Source organism: Ekhidna sp. (assembly GCF_964218185.1).
Classification (GTDB): Bacteria; Bacteroidota; Bacteroidia; order Cytophagales; family Cyclobacteriaceae; genus Ekhidna.
In genome coordinates this window covers 26,215-45,149 of sequence record NZ_CAXPLV010000011.1, presented here as the reverse complement: position 1 = coordinate 45,149, position 18,935 = coordinate 26,215, and the positions used below count along the sequence as shown (strand labels likewise).

Genomic DNA, 18,935 nt, shown 5'->3' with positions numbered 1-18,935 from the left:
TATCAATCGGTATTGGGGCTTTTCTTTTTTATGCGAATATTTACATAAAAAAAAGTATGAAAAAATCACTAATTCTAATACTTGCGAGTGCGCTGTTTAGTATTTCATTTGCTCAGGAAGCAACTGAAAAAAGATCTCAACGAGAATTTGAAATCTCTTATGATGACATGGATCAGGTAAAGGTGTCCTTAAATCTCTCCGATGAGCAATTGCAAAAATGGAATCAGGTGAATGATAAATACTACCCAAATTTGAAAGAACTGGAACAACAGGATTCTTTGGATTTCAGGACCAAGTCAATTCAGTTAAAGAAGATAATGGAAGACAGAGACGCGGAATTAAAAGAGTTCGTTTTTGCGGCTCAGTGGGACAAATATCAAAATTTGAAAATGCAAGCTAGACGTGAAGGAATGAAATCAAGGCGAGAGGAAATGATGCAAAAACGCAAGGAGATGATGGAGAAAAGAAAACAAGGACAAAAAGAAGGAGATGGAGGTGATCAATGATCATCAACCTCATTTCCGGTCCCAGGAATATCTCTACCGCATTGATGTACTCGTTTTCACAACACTCCAAAATCAAAGTTGTTGACGAACCCTTTTATGCTTATTATTTAACTCTAACTGGGCTGGATCATCCAGGAAGAAAAGAGACCATCGCCAGCATGAGTGCAGATTCTACCGAAGTGATTGCCCAGATTAAAGGTCTGGAAGAGGCTAACGAAATTGTATTCCTTAAAAACATGGCTCATCATCATGAAGGGCTGAACTGGAATTACCTCTGTGAGATGTACAACGTTTTTTTAATTCGTGACCCAAAGCAATTAATTGCTTCATTTGCTCAAGTGATCCCGAACCCTACCCTCCAGGATATAGGACTCAAACATGAAGCAGAACTCCTTGATTTTGTCCATAAGAATGGCTCGTCCCCACCCATAGTCATTGACTCAAATGATATTTTGACAAACCCGGAAGCAGGACTTAAGAAACTCTGTGATGATTTAGGAATATCTTTTGAACAAAAATTGCTGAGTTGGAAAAAGGGTGCAATCCCGGAAGATGGGGTTTGGGCAAAATACTGGTACAAGAACGTGCATAACTCCACAGGATTTGTCAGACAAAAAACAAGTGACCGGCCCCTTCCGAAACATTGCCAAGACTTGTATAATGAGTCATTGGCGTATTATGAAAAGCTCCAAAAGTTTCAATGAAATGCACCAAGCAGGAATGACCACTAATTTTAAATGATAAAAATCAAATCTCGATGCTACAGAAATACAATCCTAAAAACGAAAACATTCAAGTCTGGATAGGCGACAAACTGTATCACAGAAATGAAGCTAAGGTGTCTGTATTTGATAGCACCGTTCAGGGTGGAGATGCAGTTTGGGAAGGATTGCGCCTGTACAAAGAAGGTGTGCTGCACCTGGACAAGCACCTGGATAGATTATTTGCTTCCGCCAAAGCCCTCGCTTTTGAGCATGTGCCAACACGTGAATTTATCAAAGATGCGATCAGACAAACCCTGGAAGCAAATGGAATGACAGAAGATACGCTGATGCGTCTGACGCTAAGTCGTGGGGAGAAAATCACTTCGGGGATGGACCCCAGATTGAATCAAAAAGGCAGCTGTCTTATCGTACTGGCAGAATGGAAACCGCTGGTTTACGACAATGATTCAGGAATTCGCGTAATCACCTCCACCCAGCGTAGAAACGGACCTCAGTTTCTGGATAGTAAAATCCATCACAACAATCTACTCAATAACATACTAGCAAAGATTCAAGCCAACTTTGCCGGAGTAGATGCGGGAATCATGCTGGACGAAAGAGGATTTGTGGCAGAGCTCAATGACACCAATTTATTTATGGTGAGGAAAGGCACGCTCTATACACCATTTGCCAATGCATGCCTCCATGGGATCACACGGGGATTTGTGCTTGAGTTGGCCACCAAAAACAACATTCCTGTTCTGGAGAAAAACCTCAGTCTCGTTGAGTTTTATGATGCCGATGAAGTCTTCGCTACCGGCACTATGGGTGAGCTAACGCCTGTAAAAGAAATCGATGGTCGTACTATAGAAAATAAATCAGGTTCAACCATTAGAAAACGATTAAACGAACTTATGTATGCAAGTCTGGCTGAAAGGTGTGAGAAATTGAAAGTATAGATTGATTATGTAGTCTTAAAAATTTCCTAGAATTACGCCTAGAAAAACCTCTTACTACTTTTGTTGCAACCATCTTGTTATTGTGTTCTAGTAATGCTGTATTAATCATCTTCCGATTCGTTAAATGTGAGTGGGATACTTCGTCACTTATTCTCTCAATCCCCCATACTAATCCATCAACCTAAATCTATTCCCAGTTTAGCTCTGTACACCAATTCTTGAATAGATCTAATTACTCACCCGGCTTTTCCGCGATAGGAATGGTAAACAACCTTTGGGGTTTGTATAAAAATGAAAAGACTCCCAATGGAGCCTTCTCTCTTTATGATCCATGATAAATTATGACTTTGGTACAATTAGTTGTCTCGCTTACCAAAGTAAAAGTGAGCACATTACCAACGATTGAATACGCAGCGCTTTCTGATATAGTGGTCTCTCCAATTGTGGCAATTATTGTCATTTGGTCTCCATTGATTTCATACTCAAACAAGACACCATCTAATTGCCCTACATTAGGATATGAAATCGTTCCATCCGAATTGAATATCATCACATCACAATCTTCAGTGCATTCCTCAAAATAACTATCTGAGGAGTCAGGACAATCCTTCGTCTCTATGCTAGTTTCAGTCCACGTGGTACCCACAAGTGGAAGATTAAAAGAAGAATCGTCATCCCCACAGGAGGTTATTAGAATTGATAAAACAAGAATTGATTTTAAAGCAATATTCATATTTATTAGTCTAGACTTTAACCGGTTAGGATCCTTGATATGTATATATTTCAAAGCATTTTACATCCTCATCATAGATTGTTATGTTTAACATGTTACTGATGATTTCAAAATCATATGTTACTGAAAGCATAAACTCTCCATCCTTAATTGTTAGAGTCAACTCACTCCCCGTCACCGAATAAGTATATTCTGTATCTCCTAAATCCTCACCAGGAAGTGAAACTGTCCCATCAGCATTTAAAATAAATACCTCGCAATCTTCTCCAGAGCATGTACTCTTTCTTTCTTTTAGTTCATCTGCACAGTCTTTCGCTTCAAAGGAAACTTCTGTCCATGTAGTCCCCACAAGTGGTAAAGAAGAATCTCCATCACCATTCCCACAAGAGGTAAATAAGATTAATAAAACAAAAATGGTTTTATAAGAAAACTTCATACTCAATTGGTTTAATTATTCATTCACAACCACCTTCTCCATCACATCATCTTCTTTGATCTGATCGATGACATCCAGACCTTCTATTACCTTACCAAACACTGTGTGGTTTCGGTCGAGGTGAGCTACATTATCCCGGTTGTGGCAAATAAAAAACTGAGAGCCTCCTGTATTTCTTCCAGCATGTGCCATGGATAGCACCCCCCTATCGTGATATTGGTTCTCACCATCTAACTCACAATCGATTTGATATCCCGGCCCGCCCGTACCATCACCTTTTGGGCATCCACCCTGTATTACGAAATTTGGGATCACCCGATGAAACGTCAATCCATCATAGTAGCCGTCATTTGCCAGGTCAATAAAATTCTTTACTGTGTTTGGGGCATCTTTCTCGAAAAACTCGATTTTCATCACCCCTTTTTTAGTGTGTATTTCTGCTGTTTTCATATCTGCCTGCAAAGGTAGTTCATCTGTTAAAAATTCTTAATTGTGATAGTGCGAGTAACCTTATATGATTAAGTGGAGTACATTAACTAGTCACAAACTCAAAACCCATGCTTAAAAACTACTTTCTGGTGGCCATCCGTCACCTCAAACGCCAGCCCGGCTATGCCCTGCTCAATATTCTTGGTTTAACAATTGGAATTGCTTCGGCATTGCTTATTGTCCTTTACCTAAATCAGGAAACCAGCTTTGATAAGCATCAACGAAATGCGGATAATATTTACCGGATTTCAGCAGACATTACCGAACCGGATAATGCGTTTAAATGGGCTGTTTCTCAGCCGCCACTTGGAAAAACAGTCAATGAAGAATTTCAGGAGATCGAACAATTCACCCGATTCGCAGGAGGTGGAAATACTCGTTTCCGATATGACGACCGGAATTACGAAGCAGAAAACTGGTACCTAGTCGACTCTACAGTCTTTGATGTTTTCACTGTGAAATTTCTACAAGGTGATCCAGCAACAGCTCTAAATGCACCCAATACGGTAGTGCTTAGCAAGACACTAGCTGACAAAATCTTCAAAGGTGACAATCCCATGGGTAAGCTGTTAGAGACCGAAAGGTTCTCTTATAAGGTGACAGGAATTTATGAAGATATCCCCGTCACTTCTCACATCCGTCCTGATGCCATGGCAGCTTTCAGCACCAATGAGAACTATGCCAACTCGCAAAGCTGGGGAGGATTTGGCCTATATACGTATGTAGTGCTTAATGACGGAGTAGATCCAGCTTATGTTGAAAAGCGACTAAACGATGAAATAATCCCCAAGTATGTTGCCACCATCTTTGATCAGTTCGATATTAAGGTGAAATATGAGATGATTAATATACAGGACATCCACCTGTATTCAGACTTTCAAAACGAACCATCAGCGCTTGGAAACATCGATTACATCTACATCTTCCTTGCTGTTGCTATTTTCCTCGTGCTCATTGCCTGCATCAACTACATGAATCTTGCCACCGCGCGATCTATGAGAAGATCACTTGAGGTTGGGATTAGAAAGGTAATGGGTGCAGTACGTGGAGCACTCATCAGACAATTCATTGTCGAGTCAGTTTTGATCTCGCTTGTTTCCATCATCATCAGCCTATTGCTTCTGATCGTTGTAGTTCCGGCCATCAATGCTCAGCTTGGTACATCCCTGATGCTGAGTGACCTGCTATCACAAAAAATCATCCTTACACTGGTAGGCATTCTACTGTTTACCGGACTGATTAGTGGCTCCTACCCTGCTTTTTATCTTTCAGGATTTAGTCCGATAAAGGCCATCAAAGGTGGTACCGGAAGCAAACGCACTGGCAATGTATGGCTTAGAAGGGTATTGGTTGGTATCCAGTTTTCCATTTCTATTTTCATGCTCATTGGCACATTAGTGATTTATCAGCAAATGCAGTTTGTAAGAAATGCCGACCTGGGATTCAATAAAGATCAGGTGGTGAATTTCACACTAAACAGGGCTGCAAGTGAGCGCTGGGAGACACTGAGAACCAAGCTCCTTGAAAACCCAAATATTGCAAATGCAGCTACAGCAACGACTGTTCCTGGAAATGGATTTGGTAAAAATGTGATGCAGGTAGAAACAAACGAGGGTGTGATGGAGGACTATGGGGTTGACTGGTATGGGGTTGACTATGACTATGCCGACGTGCTGGATATAGAACTGGTTAAAGGCAGAAATTTCTCAAGAGATTACCTGAGTGATACTGCATCTGCAGTTTTAGTCAATGAGGCGATGGTTGAGCGATTCGGCTGGGATGAGCCTATAGGAAAACGATTCCAGTTTGATCAGGACAGCACCGTATTTCACAAAGTGATTGGAGTTGTAAAGGATTTCCATCACCGCTCACTTTACAACCCTATCGAGTCATTTATGATTTTCCCTAACCTGAATAACAGGCAGGCGATGGTAAAGATGAGTGGAGATTTGGAAGCGGGACTAGATCATCTTCAGGCTTCATGGGATGAACTTTTTCCCAATGCACCACTGGAGTATCAGTTCCTTGATCAAAATTTCTTGCGTGATTACGAAACAGATCAGCTGCGTGGACAATTGTTCCTGGGCTTTGCCATCATGATGATCATTATCTCAGGACTTGGATTACTAGGCCTTGCTTCCTTCACCGCCGAGCAACGCACCAAGGAAATAAGTGTAAGAAAAGTATTGGGAGCTGAAGTGAAAGGATTGGTAATGTTGTTGGTAAAGGATTTTATCTGGCTGGTATTGGTGGGTGCTTTACCTGCTTTTATTATTGGTTATAAAATCATGAACAACTGGCTCGGGGACTTTGAGTATCACACCGAAATCAACTTTATGGTATTTGCCCTGGTGTTGATCATCGTTATGGCTTTCGTGATGTTGACTACTGGCTACCAGGCCTATAAAGCAGCCACTGTAAATCCCTCTGAGAATTTGAAATATGAATAAACAAAAAAAGCCCCGATGATATCATCGGGGCTTAACTCTAACCTTTTATCAATTACCGTAGAAACAATAATTCTCTGTACTTAGGCAAAGGCCAATCTTCATCATCTACAAGCAATTCCAGCTTATCAACCGCATACCTCAACGGCTGGAAGTACTTTCCTTTCACACTGTCACAATATTCAATGGCCTGCTCTCTAATGTCCTCGATCTTATTCACTCGCTTACGCTCCTCAGTCATTTCATGAGCTAGTCTTCTCACATTATTGATATGAGTAGAAACCTCCTCAATGGTCTTTTTGATCTCTGTTGCATCCAATCCAAGCTCCATTAAACCCTTAGCATTTTCGATCAACTTCGACTGGTACTTAGTCGCTGTTGGGATGATCATATTGCTGGCTATATCGCCCATCATTCTTGATTCGATCTGAACTTTCATGATGTAATTTTCAAGTCGTATTTCATGTCTGGCATGAATCTCCACTTTACTCATCACTTTATGCTTTTCATAAAGTTTAATCACCTTATCTGTAACTGAAAAATCAAGTGCTCTTGGCGTCTCTCTCTCATTCGATAGCTTACGCTTCGCTGCTTCTTTTACCCAGCCTTCTGAATATCCATCACCTTCAAATCGTATTGGCTTGGACTCCTTAATGTAATCTCTGAGCACATCAATGATTGCAAGACGCTTTTCACGACCACCATCCATCAGTTTGTTTACTTTCTTGTAAAAATCAGAAAGCTGCTCAGCCATGATCGTGTTAAGTACCATCATTGGATCAGAAACATTGGCATCTGATCCTACCGCTCTGAATTCAAACTTATTTCCGGTGAAAGCAAACGGAGATGTTCGGTTTCTGTCGGTGTTGTCCAGAATAATTGGTGGTATCTGATCGATACCCAACTTCATGTAAAGGTTCTCCCCTTTCTCCACCATCACATCACCCGACTTCTCCAACTTATCCAAAACTTTGGTCAAGGTAGATCCAATAAATACAGAGATTATAGCTGGGGGAGCTTCATTGGCACCCAGGCGCCAGTCGTTCCCGGCAGATGCAATACTCGACCTCAATAGATCAGCATATTCATGTACCGCTTTGATTGTGGTAATGAAGAATGTGAGGAAAAGAAGGTTGTCCTTTGCACTTGAGCTCGGCTGATACAAGTTCACACCTGTATCTGTCACCAGCGACCAGTTGTTATGTTTCCCACTACCGTTAAGTTCAGCGAATGGCTTTTCGTGAAACAGTACCCTAAGGTTGTGCTTATTCGCCACTTTCTCCATCACATCTTTCAAAAGCTGGTTCTGATCTGTGGCTTCATTTACCGGACCATACATTGGAGCGGCCTCATATTGTGCTGGAGCCACCTCATTGTGACGTGTCATTAAAGGAATTCCAAGCTTGTGCGCCTCGATCTCATAATCCTTCATGAAATCATAAATACGTGTTGGTATCGAACCGAAGTAGTGATCGTCAAGCTGCTGACCTCTGGCTGGATTGTGACCATAGAGGGTCCTGCCGCCCATCACCAGGTCTGGTCTTGCATTGTAAAGTGCTTTATCTACTACAAAATATTCTTGCTCCCAACCAAGCGAAGCATTCACCTTAGACACGTTTCTATCAAATAACCGACAAACTTTAACTGCCGCTTTGTCTACAGCTTCCAGCGCCTTCAATAATGGAGCTTTGTGATCGAGGGCCTCTCCTGTGTATGCTACAAAGATTGTAGGAATACAAAGCGTCTTTCCATAAATGAAAATTGGTGAAGATGGATCCCAGGCGGTATACCCTCTTGCCTCAAACGTACTCCGAATACCGCCGTTTGGAAAAGAAGATGCATCAGGCTCTTGCTGCACTAATGCTTCAGCTCTGAAGTTTTCAATACCCTTGCTAGGATCAAAGAAAGAGTCATGCTTCTCAGCTGTAGCGCCAGTTAATGGCTGAAACCAGTGCGTGTAGTGGGTTACACCACGCTCCAATGCCCAGTTCTTCACAGCAGCAGCAACAGCATCTGCTGTTTCAATGTCTACTTTTTTTCTATTTTTTATACAATCAGTAACACGCTTAAACACTTCCGGGGATAAGGTAGATTGCATCTGAGCCTTTGTAAAGGCCATTTCTCCAAAATAATCGGAGATGCGCTTGGAAGGAGCCTGTACGTCTACCTTCTCTCTGGTTTGAACTAAATTAAGAGCTTGGTGTCTTAGTTGTGCCATGGTTTATAGTTTTCAAGATACTTTTACATGGCAAATGTAATGATTTTATGCAGATCGTAGATTTTATGGTTTCTTTTTAACCCTAAAAAATAATATTTACTGCAATAAGTCATTTTTACGGTTAAAATTTATTTACACATGACCATATTTTACAAGAAAGACTTATCTGAAGGTATTAATATCCTCCCGGAAGAAGAATCAAAGCACTGTACTCAAGTACTTAGACATCAAAAAGGAGATGAAATAATGGTATTTGATGGAAATGGAGGAAAACACAGATCTGTTTTGACCCAGGTTAGTAAAAAATCCTGTGAATTTGAGATTTTAGAGTCTAATATCACTTCTCAAAAATCATTTCATATTCATTTGGCTATTGCCCCTACAAAAAATATGGATCGTATGGAGTGGTTAATAGAAAAGCTCTCCGAAATCGGTGTAGATAAGATCACATTTATCCAAACCAGGCATAGCGAAAGAAAGAAACTAAGACTGGATCGATTAGAGAAAAAAGCGATCTCGGCCATGAAGCAATCGGGCAACCCCTTTTTGGTGTCACTAAATGATCTGACTCCTTATGAACAGTTTTTAAAAAAGATCAACTCCGACATAATGCTTATTGCTCATGTAGACGATAGTCACTCTCACATCGCTTCAATGATTAAGCCCAATAAATCCACCTGCATACTTATTGGGCCTGAGGGGGACTTTGCTATGGATGAGATTGAGAACGCAAAAAAAGCTGGATTCCAAACCATTTCGCTCGGAAAAAACACCCTTAGAACAGAAACGGCAGGTTTTGTAGCCTGCAATATGATCAATCTAGTAAACCAGTTTTAACGCTACCTTATTAAAATTTTATGCTTTCTGGTTTCCATTGCTTGCTTTACAATTACAAAGTAAATCCCCGGGATCATTCTTCTTGATGGTATCAGCTTTTCATCCAACACAAAGGAGCCTTCAAACTCTTCATGGATAAAAACCTGTCCGAAAAGGTTTATTACTCTTACCGTAACACCGGACTTATTATCTCTACTCAGGATTCTTATATTGAGATTATCTGAACTTGTGGGGTTTGGATAAGTGGAAACCTCTATGCCATTGATGGTGTTACTACCAAGATTTTCAAGATGAATAATTTCGTGAAACGCCGTAGTTCCATCAAAATCAACCTGCTTTAATCGATAGTAGTTTACACCTAATTCAGGTGAATAATGAGTGAAATTATAGGTAATCACCTTGTTAGAGTTACCATTACCCTGAACAGTCCCCACTGTTTCAAAATCTATCCCATTGGTTGAGTGCTGCACCTCAAAATAATCGTTGTTTACTTCTGTAGCAGTTTGCCAGGTTATTTTGGCTTTGTTATCCTCAATTTTACCACTGAATGTCAATAATTCCACTGGAAGTGGTACTGGCTCATTAGATCCAAGTGTGATAAAGTTTGTACTGAATGAAAGCTCGGTATCCGAAACCACAGAACCATTACTTGCAGTCATGCCACTATAGTTTGCGTTTGCGTTTCCATAACTTTCCCACGTTCCGTCACCCGCATCCCAAACCATAACCCTCAGGTATTGCCAAGAATTAGCATCAGCTCCTACATTCGAATCGCTATCCCAATAAGGCCTCACATCTGCTGTGGCAGGTGAAGAGACTTCAACCTCAAACAAATCCTCTCTGAAGAGGGTTGAGTTTACTGAATTTGATTCTCCACCCCAGGTCGAGAAATCATAAGTGCCATTTTCACCTGTCATAATTGTGTTAGACCCGGGATCTGCATCATGATATTTAACCGTCCAGTCTTTTGTGCCAACATACCCCTGAGTATTGCTCACTTCAAATGGTAAGTAAACGGTACCATCACCTACGGGGAAAAATTGACGATCTGTTGAAGTTTCCAATCTGCGTACAAGAGGTCCATCCACGAAAGTTGTACTACTAAAATTACCCGTCACACTACCTGTGCTCACAATTATCAAAGAGTTATCATCATCAGTAAATATTTTCCCATCAGTCATTATCAGATCTTCAACTTCCACATTGTCATTGGATCCGTTGAGCAATGTGAGACCTGTGGAGTTATCCACTTCCAGTGACTTAATTTGTTCAAGCCCTGTGAAATCACCATCTATTTGTTGAGTAGAACTTCCTTCCATCACAATTCTGGTATTACTATAATCTCCATCAAATGTTGCTGTAGCCGACTTGATAATATCTCCCTGGATATTGAAAGTTGTGTTATCCCCCATTGTCAATGTGCCATTGTTCAGGATTTCCAGGTTTTCACAAATATTAAATGTTGTACCATTAGTTACCACCTTTTCTCCATCACCCGAAAGGATTAACCTTCTCAATCTTGAAAATGGCAAGGTTAAATCCACACTATTTCCTGTTGTCACCTCCAGCTCAAATCCTCCACCTGTTGTACATCCGGCATCCGCTTCGAAGGATGCGTAATCCCCTGCAGGTAATGCATTGGTATTGATAAGCTTTAGTGTTCCATCTCCTTCAACTGTTCCAAGATTAACACCTGCACCGGAAACAGTGAGTGTAGCACCTGTCTCAATTGTTACTTTTCTAAATCGCCAAAAAGCATTCGTAAGGTTCAGGGTAAAGTCTCCTGCTACTCTCAGGTCTGGAGACTCACCCAATGAAGGTGCAATGCCTCCTACAAAAGAACCTCCCTGATCCACATCGCCTGATGAGGCACTAGATAAAGTCACGTATTCAGGCACTACATCCGGAATTGCACCACCACATAGTGGTGTGTTGGAATCAGATTCCACATAAATACCTGCAGTGTACGTTCCTGCTATATCTGTACTGGTGAAGCCAGTGTAATCCCCACCACCTATTAATCTAAACTCAATCACATTGTTGATTTCATCGAACTGATCAGCACCATATCCTTTATCCCACGATGAACTTGCATTCAACAATCTGGCTGGAGCATAGTTTGTCAGATCCAGTGACTCTGTATTGTCAAAAGCTTCAAGCTCATCTACATGATACAAGAAGATCGATCCATCAAAATCCTCAATGTTTGCTGACCGAATTGACCAGTAGAATTGGAGGATATTGTCTACATCCACATAATCCTGAGTAAAACTTCCGCACACTTCATCTGCATCATCCGGAATCCCACCGGCTATATCCTCAATTGGTTTTATTGTAATTTGATTGTCATCACCACTCGAACCTGTAAGGTCTGTTACATTAACTTCAGCCGGCGTGTAATAATTTAAGCCAACTGGATACAAATAGGTACCATTGTAAGCATCGGTAAATATTTTTCGAACACCATTATCGGTAATGCTAGCGTTCACCGAGATCATATTGTTCACGTTGAAGTCTGCCCGGGCTTGTCCTCCTAACCCATTCTCGAAAACTGCGTCTTCATCCATAATCAACAAATTGCCGCCGATATTGAAAACACCTGTGCTAAGGATGACTTTATTATTAACTTCAAATATTCTTCCATCCCCGGGTATCTCAAGACCATTGGAATTATCTAATGTGAGTACCCCAAATTCTGCTGTCCCTGATGATGTATCCAGATTTTGTACATCTGATCCATTGAAGACTATTCCAGGCCCAGCCGGATCACTTGTATGGATTGCATCATGCTCCATATCCCCTTCTACATTCACAGCAAAAGTTCCTGTGCTCACAGTCCCATCCAAAATGGCTAAATTATTTTCAACTGTAACATTCTTACCTACCGTTAAAACGTCATCTCCATCTTTTTCGAGATTAAAGAAGTTGGTAGTTCCAGTACCCGAAATTGCTTGTGAACTTACAGTAGAGAAGGTTGTAGTTTGTTGATTGATGTCTGTGCCTCCATTCAAGTAGGTTCCATCATTATCAAAATCCCCATTAACCGTAAGATCAAATCCGTTTGCATCAAAGCTACCTCCAGACTGGATCGTAAGATCGTCGATTTCCAGCTGAACATTGTAAATTTTAGCGGTAGGGTTATTATTTCCTGTTACCAGCAAATTACCTAATGGCACATTCACGTCTATGCCAATATCATCCTGATTGGCAGGGGTATCAGCACTCCCAATAGTTATGGTAGATCCTGACACATCGATATCACCACCATTTGGTTTAATAATTAAGGATCCAACTGTTGCGGATCCATTTTCTCTTACGACCGTGAATTCTCCTCCTGTATGTGTGAATTCACTACCAGAGCCTAATAACTCGAAAACACCCCTGGTGCTTTCAGGAGCCGCAGTTATGCCAAATCTGGCCGTGCCACCGGTTTGAGTATAATTCAAAAGCCCTGAAGTACTTGTTAATGCTCTCCTCACCTGTGAGCCTACAAGTAAAGATCCACTTGAAACCTCAATAACCGCTTCATCGGATGCACCATACTGGATGAAATTATTTCCATTGTCCCCTGAATCATCACTCATGTCTAGCGTGCCCCCGGATATTCGCAAAAGCCCGTCCAGAATCATCCCTGTGTCGTCTCCAACGATGCTTAATGTACCCTGTCTAATCTCTAGCCCTCCAGATCCGGACGATGCTTCAGGATTTGAGGTATTGGGTAAATAAAAATCACCGGTAGATGCATCTGTCAAATTGAAAGCTACAGCCGCATCAATTACAAGCAGTCCATTTACAATTTCCACAGGTTGCACTCCACTGGTTCCCGGATCAGTGATTGTAAAGACATCCGGAATAGTGAATGTATTTGTCGTATCCGAACCTTTATTCATAACAATCTTATAAAGATCCATAGTGATTCCGGCATTATCAGTTACCGAATGATCGCCTTCTCCTGTCAGCTCAAGAATAACATTTGTTCCTGCTGAAGAAAGGTCAAATGTGGTTGCATTGTCAAAAGTTATATTTCCACTAACCCTTAGAGTATGAATATCCGATCCAGCGTTTTCAACAGAAATACTATTCGGATTAGAATCGGCTCCACCCAACATGTGAATATCTTCACACTCCAAAGTAAGATTGCTACCTACATCAATAAACTCAATAAAACCCTCTTGATTTGATCCAACAAGAATTGCTGAATCTATTGTTAGATTATTAGCTACCTGGAAGATTACATTATTATCAATGAGCATGTTTTTAGCGCTGATATCTTTGCCAAATTGGAAAAACCTGCTCCCATTTCCACCAAAAGTTCTGAACGTGGGGTACTCATCAAAATCATTAACTACTGTGGTTCCATTGGCCTGAAGCCAGAAGAACCATCCATTATCCGGATCATCTGCAAATTCACCTATATCTGCGATGATCGTCCCAAAATTCCCTGCATTGGGTCCAACATCCTGCACCATTTCTCCCCGTCCAATGATTTCTCCAGCCGTAAACGTAATCCCAGATCTAACTCGAATTCTGGACATATCCGTCACATTTAGGGCGGTACCACCAGCTTGAGAATCAAATTCTACCTTAGCAACCTGGGTATCTCCCTGAGATCCATCAATTCTGATTTGATGCCTACCATCTCCTGTTTTGCTGTAAGAACCTCCTGTGAGCGCATTTACATATTCACTACCCACAACTACAACATCACCTGGCCCAGGTACACTGCCAGCAGGGGCTCCAATATGCTGATCCACAGGATCTATCGACCAGTTATCTGTACTTTGCCACTCCCACCATGATCCATTTATAGCTCTACTGTAGTACACTGTAGGAGCTCCATCAAACCTTGTGGCTTCTCCAGCGGTATAATTTGCATTTTCCAGAGGAAAACCAGTACCCGGCCATGGAGTAGTCCAGTTATCATCTACATTTCCCTGGGAGTATAGTCCATCACCTGTTCCTGAATCTATTTCATCATTGGCATCATCTCCTACTGCATCTGTATTCACTCCATTAAACATGATAATGTTTGCAGGGTCTGTTCCCACAATGTTTCCGCTATTACCACTTGCTCCGCCATCTTTCACAGCCTGATTAGTTCCATCATCAGAACGGATATAACTACCACCATCCTCAACTTTACCAGGAACATATAGTGTTTCATCTCCGGCATCTACATCAGAATCATCATACTGGAATATCCAGGACACATCTGGCACTCCCCCATCGAATCCTTCTATATCGACATTCCAGTAGTATGACAATACACCTCCTCCGCTCAAATCTGTTGTTTGCAATTCGCTATCGGCGATTCGAACAGTTACATATTCATCTCCATCGTAAGTAACACTCGCATCATCAACAATATGCATTACTGCAGGTGTATAGCGCTCCGTTGCATTTGCGTCAGTACCAATTGGGAACCATAACCGATCTGGTGTATTATAAACCTGGCCATCATTATAATATTGTATACGATCTACGATATTGTACTCTTCCGTATAAGGAGCATCTGGAAATGTGGGTGTGCTACTCTCATAAAGTGTCAATGATCTTGGAAGCTTAATGGAAAGACCGCCATCAGATACATTTCCTGCCATTCGGATATAGTCTGATGTGGAATACACTCCTTGCCCGCCTACTTCAGGAATAAAACCACTGGATGAAAGATCAAGAAATTCGAATACATCTACTTTTAGGTTATGAGTTCCTATGTCTATAATTCCAGCAGCATATTGAAGCCTTCCGACCTCCAAGTCACTGGTAAGGGTTATTTCAAAACCTGCATTGTTAATCTCCAGATTCCCAAATGAAGCACCATCCGTGGATGAAATCGTCACATTATTATCTGCCCTTATATTAACAGTGCCCTCCTTGCGTGTCACTCCATCTTCATAAACAAAGCAATTTCCCTGATTTGTAATTGAGCCCAATAAGTACATTCCGTAAGCCACCGGATCGCCCACTGTGCCGAAACCTGTTCCATCACTTTCTGTTAATTGCAAGGTGCTTAAAGGATCTACCTGATTCAAGGTACCATTTAGTAGTTGAAATTCATTTGTTACCACTACCAACCTTTGGGCATAGCGGCTTAGGTTTTTACCACCATTTGATGTTTTGTATAAACTAGCATTACTTCCTGGGCTACCATTACCTTTACTTGGCAGTTTAGCAGCTAAATAAAGAATCGCATCATCTTTATCAATCACCCAGTTGTAAAAGGGTAAGGTATAAACTCCATATGTTTCATCCCCACTTCCAAACCCTGAAGGCCATGGTCCCGTATCGGGATATTCAAATTCCACCAAGGCGTTTGTGTATGTAGTAATATCTCCTACATAAAGCATTGAGTTTTCATCTCCATTCATTGTCACTGTGGCGCTACCATCATTGTCACTTCCATCCCACGCCCAAACGTCCAAAACTCCACTATCCTCAATAATCAAATCACCACCTACTTCGAGGTTGACGCAATTATTTGAAGGACACAAATCCAGATACCCACCATAGGTATTTGAACCTGAAGTTCTCGTGGTGCTGGTTTCAATGGTAAGATCGTTTAACACCTTTAAATCGGGATCAGTAATCGTTCGATCATCAGCTCCACCTGGTCCACAGGTTGTTGTTTCAACACTAACCAAACCTCCGGTTCCCGTATCTTCGTTTATTATATTCAAATTCCAAAAAGGAGCATTCGAGGCTATTATTGAATTACTCGTAATGTTAGAGTATGCATTTACTTGACCTCCAGCAACATTGATATTGGAAGGGTCTGAGTTTATAAAGATTAACCCAGTACCTGTCGCGTCTTTTACATTCAACGTTCCGCCAGTCATGATGAAAGAGTTTCCTTCATATGTCAGACAGAAACGTGCATATGAGGTACTTGCTGTTCCGGCAGCTTGACCTAAGACTGGGCTTTCGGCAGCAGAATAATCCCATACGTTCACTGTTCCGCCTGTTTGTGTGTAGCCTCCCTGAGCCACAGAACCTTGGACAGATGTTCTGATCTGAGATATCCATAATTCACCGCCAGAAATATTTATCTGACCCGCATCTCTGGTAGTAATACCACTTCCTGATGGCACTTCCAAAATACCTGAAGCGACCTCAAGTGTTCCGTAGGGTGTTATGGCTGCTCCTCCTGTTTTTGTTACATCTCCACCATTGACAATCAATTTAGCACTTGATCCTATTGAGTAATTACCAGTTGTGTTTAGCCTGACACTCACATTTGTACCGATACTGGCAGCTCCGGTTATCAAGGCAAAAGCATTGTCATTATCAGATGGATCATCAACGTCACCATCCACATTATCATTGGCAAAACCCGTCAAAACAAAGTTTCCAGGATCATCTGCCTGAATATCAGCTACAAAATCGACTGAACCTTTTACAATTTCAATTCGGTAGAAGTAGGTCAACCCATTACAGTCCACTCGTTGACTCTGCGTTGTAGATATCAGGTTAAGGTCTACTACACCATTTGTCGATTCACTTCCATATACAGGTGTAGTTCTATCCGAAAACTGTGCAGTCCCTTCATTCAGGAAATCTCCATAAAGGTTGAATTCGTGTCTTGTATTTGCAGCTACAGCGGTGCTAACTATTCCGTTCTGTGATCCACCATTATTTTCAACAGAGAAATCACCAATTACTGTCAATGTTCGATTGTTGGTTGTTCCATCTCCAAAACGAAAGGTCCCATAACGGATATTTAAATCCCCATTAATAGTGAGATTGGCTCCAAGAGAAGCAATATCCGTTGGATTGGTAAGTGATATTCTTACATCATTGAAAGATTCGTCTTCATCAAAAGTCAAACCAGTACCCTGAACAAGTAGAAGACCTCCATTGGCCGGATTCCCAAATCCATCTGAGGTGGTTGTTATACCATCAGGAAAATTACTAACTCCCCCACTACCACTCATCCTGATAGTACCCTGACCATTGATAATGCTAAAATCGTGACCTGATGAGGTTGTAAGGTTTAATGTTCCATCTACTGTAATGCTGGACAGACTCAAATTATTGGTTGTGGATTGAATGGTGACTGTCTTCCCGTTTCGGATGACTACTTCATCTTCATTGCCAGGAGTTTCATTCAAATCATTATCAGGAATCGGGGCAGAGCCTGCGTCCAATGTCCATGTATTTGGATCGGACCAATTTCCATTTTGTAACACGTACCAGGTCCGAGAGGTAATTTGATTCCCCCTCCCTAAAGTATAATATCCAGAGCGTAATCGGCTAGCAGAAACAGATACAGCAACTTGATCTCCATTTTCGAACGTGTAGCTATTTGCAAAAACTCTTGAAAATTCACCTGTAGAGGTAGAGCGATAAAGTAGTACATAGTCAGATGCGCTTCCTGTTCTGGTTAGTCCAGCATCCCCGAAATCAAATCGAAAAGTAGTTGCTACAGAAGCTGCGTCAATGACACCATTTTGACTGGATTCAACAAAATAATCCTTTTGCCATCGGTTAAATATGTCAACATCAGAGGTATTAGCGGTTGAGTTATCCGCATGGGCAACCGCATCATCGTGGGCGAATAACACAAATTCATTTGAATTATCAAGTCCACTTGCCGCTTCTATCTGCAATCCGCTGCTAAACCCTGAGGTAGCATGTGTTGCACTACCATCTTCCGTTCCGATTCCTCTAATATCGTCATCATAGGAGGCAGTATAGTCTGTATAGTTTCCGAAATAATCAGCAGAAATTGAAATCCCATATTTCTCTGCCAAATAATTTTCCAAAACAATGCGCTCACCACCATTCAAAGCATCCCGATAAACTATAATTTCGGCTATATCGCCATCAAAAAACCTCCCGTCTCCATCATTAAACTCTCCAATTAGAATATCTTCAGTTCTGTCTGGAATAGAAACATTTGACCCACTACTGCCTTCGGCATCACTATTGACAAACATTTTGACAGACCCACCAGAAAGGGATGCATCCACGGTCATCGTAGCAACATAAGGATTGCCCGCCGAGGCTACACTTCCTGAGCCACCGACCGTAGTAGCGCCAGCATAACCATACATGTTGAATCCTGAATTGTAGAACATCGTCCATGAACGATTGCCTCCACTTGAATTTAAGCGTTTTGAGATGAGGGCTCTGGTATCTGTACTCCCTGCATTGAACACCACAATCACGGAGAACTCACTTGCCCCGTCCAGCAGATTGGTAGTTGCATCGTCATCAGCAATGACTAGCTGTTCGTCAACAATTCCCGCAAAAGACAAATATTGATTTCCTCCAATTGTGGAAATAGAGGCCACATTGGAGCCATCGGAAATATCAATTGCATCAAATCCATTGCCACTTTTATCAGACCATGTAAATCCATCCGAAAGTGGACCTGAAAGATCATTCGCCTCGAGCCAAATAATATTATTGGTTCCAACACCAGCAGGTTGGTTCTGGCCGAATAGGCTAAGTGAGAACAATAAAAGAGAAAGAGATAAAAAAGATATCGGTCTCATATGGACTTTTTTGGCTTTTTAAAAGCCTTAAAATATATAAAGTCGATATTATCCGATAATATTTTCGTTAAAGGAAGCCATTAAAGAGATGTAAATCTACTTGTATGCG

At 41.4% G+C, this 18,935-nt stretch carries 10 protein-coding genes; 5 read left to right on the top strand and 5 right to left on the bottom strand.

What is annotated here, in order from left to right; translation table 11 throughout:
* Window positions 1-56: 56 nt before the first annotated feature.
* From ACEQZT_RS15910 to ACEQZT_RS15900, 3 genes are read left to right on the top strand one after another with little or no spacing between them, the layout of a single operon-like run.
* Complete coding sequence (locus tag ACEQZT_RS15910) at window positions 57-506, top strand: hypothetical protein (RefSeq protein WP_370090459.1); 450 nt, start codon at window positions 57-59, stop codon at window positions 504-506.
* Window positions 503-1,210, top strand: a complete 708-nt coding sequence (locus ACEQZT_RS15905) for a sulfotransferase family protein (RefSeq protein WP_370090458.1) — start codon at window positions 503-505, stop codon at window positions 1,208-1,210. Before ACEQZT_RS15910 ends, ACEQZT_RS15905 begins: the two co-directional genes overlap by 4 nt.
* A 53-nt stretch (window positions 1,211-1,263) precedes the next feature.
* A complete protein-coding gene (locus tag ACEQZT_RS15900; RefSeq protein WP_370090457.1) occupies window positions 1,264-2,169 on the top strand; it encodes an aminotransferase class IV in 906 nt (301 codons plus the stop codon).
* A 322-nt stretch (window positions 2,170-2,491) separates the two neighbouring features.
* On the opposite strand, the gene ACEQZT_RS15895 is transcribed toward ACEQZT_RS15900, so the two are convergent.
* The 3 genes from ACEQZT_RS15895 to ACEQZT_RS15885 are packed head-to-tail and all read right to left on the bottom strand — an operon-like array spanning window position 2,492 to window position 3,788.
* Window positions 2,492-2,902, bottom strand: coding sequence for a hypothetical protein (locus ACEQZT_RS15895; RefSeq protein WP_370090456.1), 411 nt, complete (start codon window positions 2,900-2,902; stop codon window positions 2,492-2,494).
* Window positions 2,903-2,927: 25 nt separating this feature from the next.
* On the bottom strand, window positions 2,928-3,338 hold the full coding sequence (locus ACEQZT_RS15890) for a hypothetical protein (protein WP_370090455.1): 411 nt from the start codon (window positions 3,336-3,338) through the stop codon (window positions 2,928-2,930).
* Window positions 3,339-3,353: 15 nt separating this feature from the next.
* On the bottom strand, window positions 3,354-3,788 hold the full coding sequence (locus tag ACEQZT_RS15885) for a peptidylprolyl isomerase (RefSeq protein WP_370090454.1): 435 nt from the start codon (window positions 3,786-3,788) through the stop codon (window positions 3,354-3,356).
* 107 nt (window positions 3,789-3,895) lie between these two features.
* Between ACEQZT_RS15885 and ACEQZT_RS15880 the strand changes: the two genes are divergently transcribed.
* On the top strand, window positions 3,896-6,277 hold the full coding sequence (locus tag ACEQZT_RS15880) for an ABC transporter permease (RefSeq protein ID WP_370090453.1): 2,382 nt from the start codon (window positions 3,896-3,898) through the stop codon (window positions 6,275-6,277).
* Window positions 6,278-6,329: 52 nt separating this feature from the next.
* On the opposite strand, the gene ACEQZT_RS15875 is transcribed toward ACEQZT_RS15880, so the two are convergent.
* The gene (locus ACEQZT_RS15875) at window positions 6,330-8,492 is read right to left on the bottom strand and encodes a glutamine synthetase III (protein WP_370090452.1); all 2,163 of its coding nucleotides are present in this window, start codon (window positions 8,490-8,492) and stop codon (window positions 6,330-6,332) included.
* Window positions 8,493-8,630: 138 nt separating this feature from the next.
* Here ACEQZT_RS15875 and ACEQZT_RS15870 point away from each other — a divergent pair, with 138 nt between their 5' ends.
* Window positions 8,631-9,329: a 16S rRNA (uracil(1498)-N(3))-methyltransferase gene (locus tag ACEQZT_RS15870; RefSeq protein WP_370090451.1), complete on the top strand. Its 699-nt coding sequence runs from the start codon at window positions 8,631-8,633 to the stop codon at window positions 9,327-9,329.
* 2 nt (window positions 9,330-9,331) lie between these two features.
* On the opposite strand, the gene ACEQZT_RS15865 is transcribed toward ACEQZT_RS15870, so the two are convergent.
* A complete protein-coding gene (locus tag ACEQZT_RS15865; protein ID WP_370090449.1) occupies window positions 9,332-18,826 on the bottom strand; it encodes a LamG-like jellyroll fold domain-containing protein in 9,495 nt (3,164 codons plus the stop codon).
* Window positions 18,827-18,935 lie beyond the last annotated feature (109 nt).

What these genes read in the sequence shown, in the direction of transcription:
- ACEQZT_RS15910 (WP_370090459.1), top strand. Translation starts at nt 57, where the DNA reads ATGAAAAAATCACTAATTCTAATACTTGCGAGTGCGCTGTTTAGTATT.
- ACEQZT_RS15905 (WP_370090458.1), top strand. Translation starts at nt 503, where the DNA reads ATGATCATCAACCTCATTTCCGGTCCCAGGAATATCTCTACCGCATTG.
- ACEQZT_RS15900 (WP_370090457.1), top strand. Translation starts at nt 1,264, where the DNA reads ATGCTACAGAAATACAATCCTAAAAACGAAAACATTCAAGTCTGGATA.
- ACEQZT_RS15895 (WP_370090456.1), bottom strand. Translation starts at nt 2,902, where the DNA reads ATGAATATTGCTTTAAAATCAATTCTTGTTTTATCAATTCTAATAACC.
- ACEQZT_RS15890 (WP_370090455.1), bottom strand. Translation starts at nt 3,338, where the DNA reads ATGAAGTTTTCTTATAAAACCATTTTTGTTTTATTAATCTTATTTACC.
- ACEQZT_RS15885 (WP_370090454.1), bottom strand. Translation starts at nt 3,788, where the DNA reads ATGAAAACAGCAGAAATACACACTAAAAAAGGGGTGATGAAAATCGAG.
- ACEQZT_RS15880 (WP_370090453.1), top strand. Translation starts at nt 3,896, where the DNA reads ATGCTTAAAAACTACTTTCTGGTGGCCATCCGTCACCTCAAACGCCAG.
- ACEQZT_RS15875 (WP_370090452.1), bottom strand. Translation starts at nt 8,492, where the DNA reads ATGGCACAACTAAGACACCAAGCTCTTAATTTAGTTCAAACCAGAGAG.
- ACEQZT_RS15870 (WP_370090451.1), top strand. Translation starts at nt 8,631, where the DNA reads ATGACCATATTTTACAAGAAAGACTTATCTGAAGGTATTAATATCCTC.
- ACEQZT_RS15865 (WP_370090449.1), bottom strand. Translation starts at nt 18,826, where the DNA reads ATGAGACCGATATCTTTTTTATCTCTTTCTCTTTTATTGTTCTCACTT.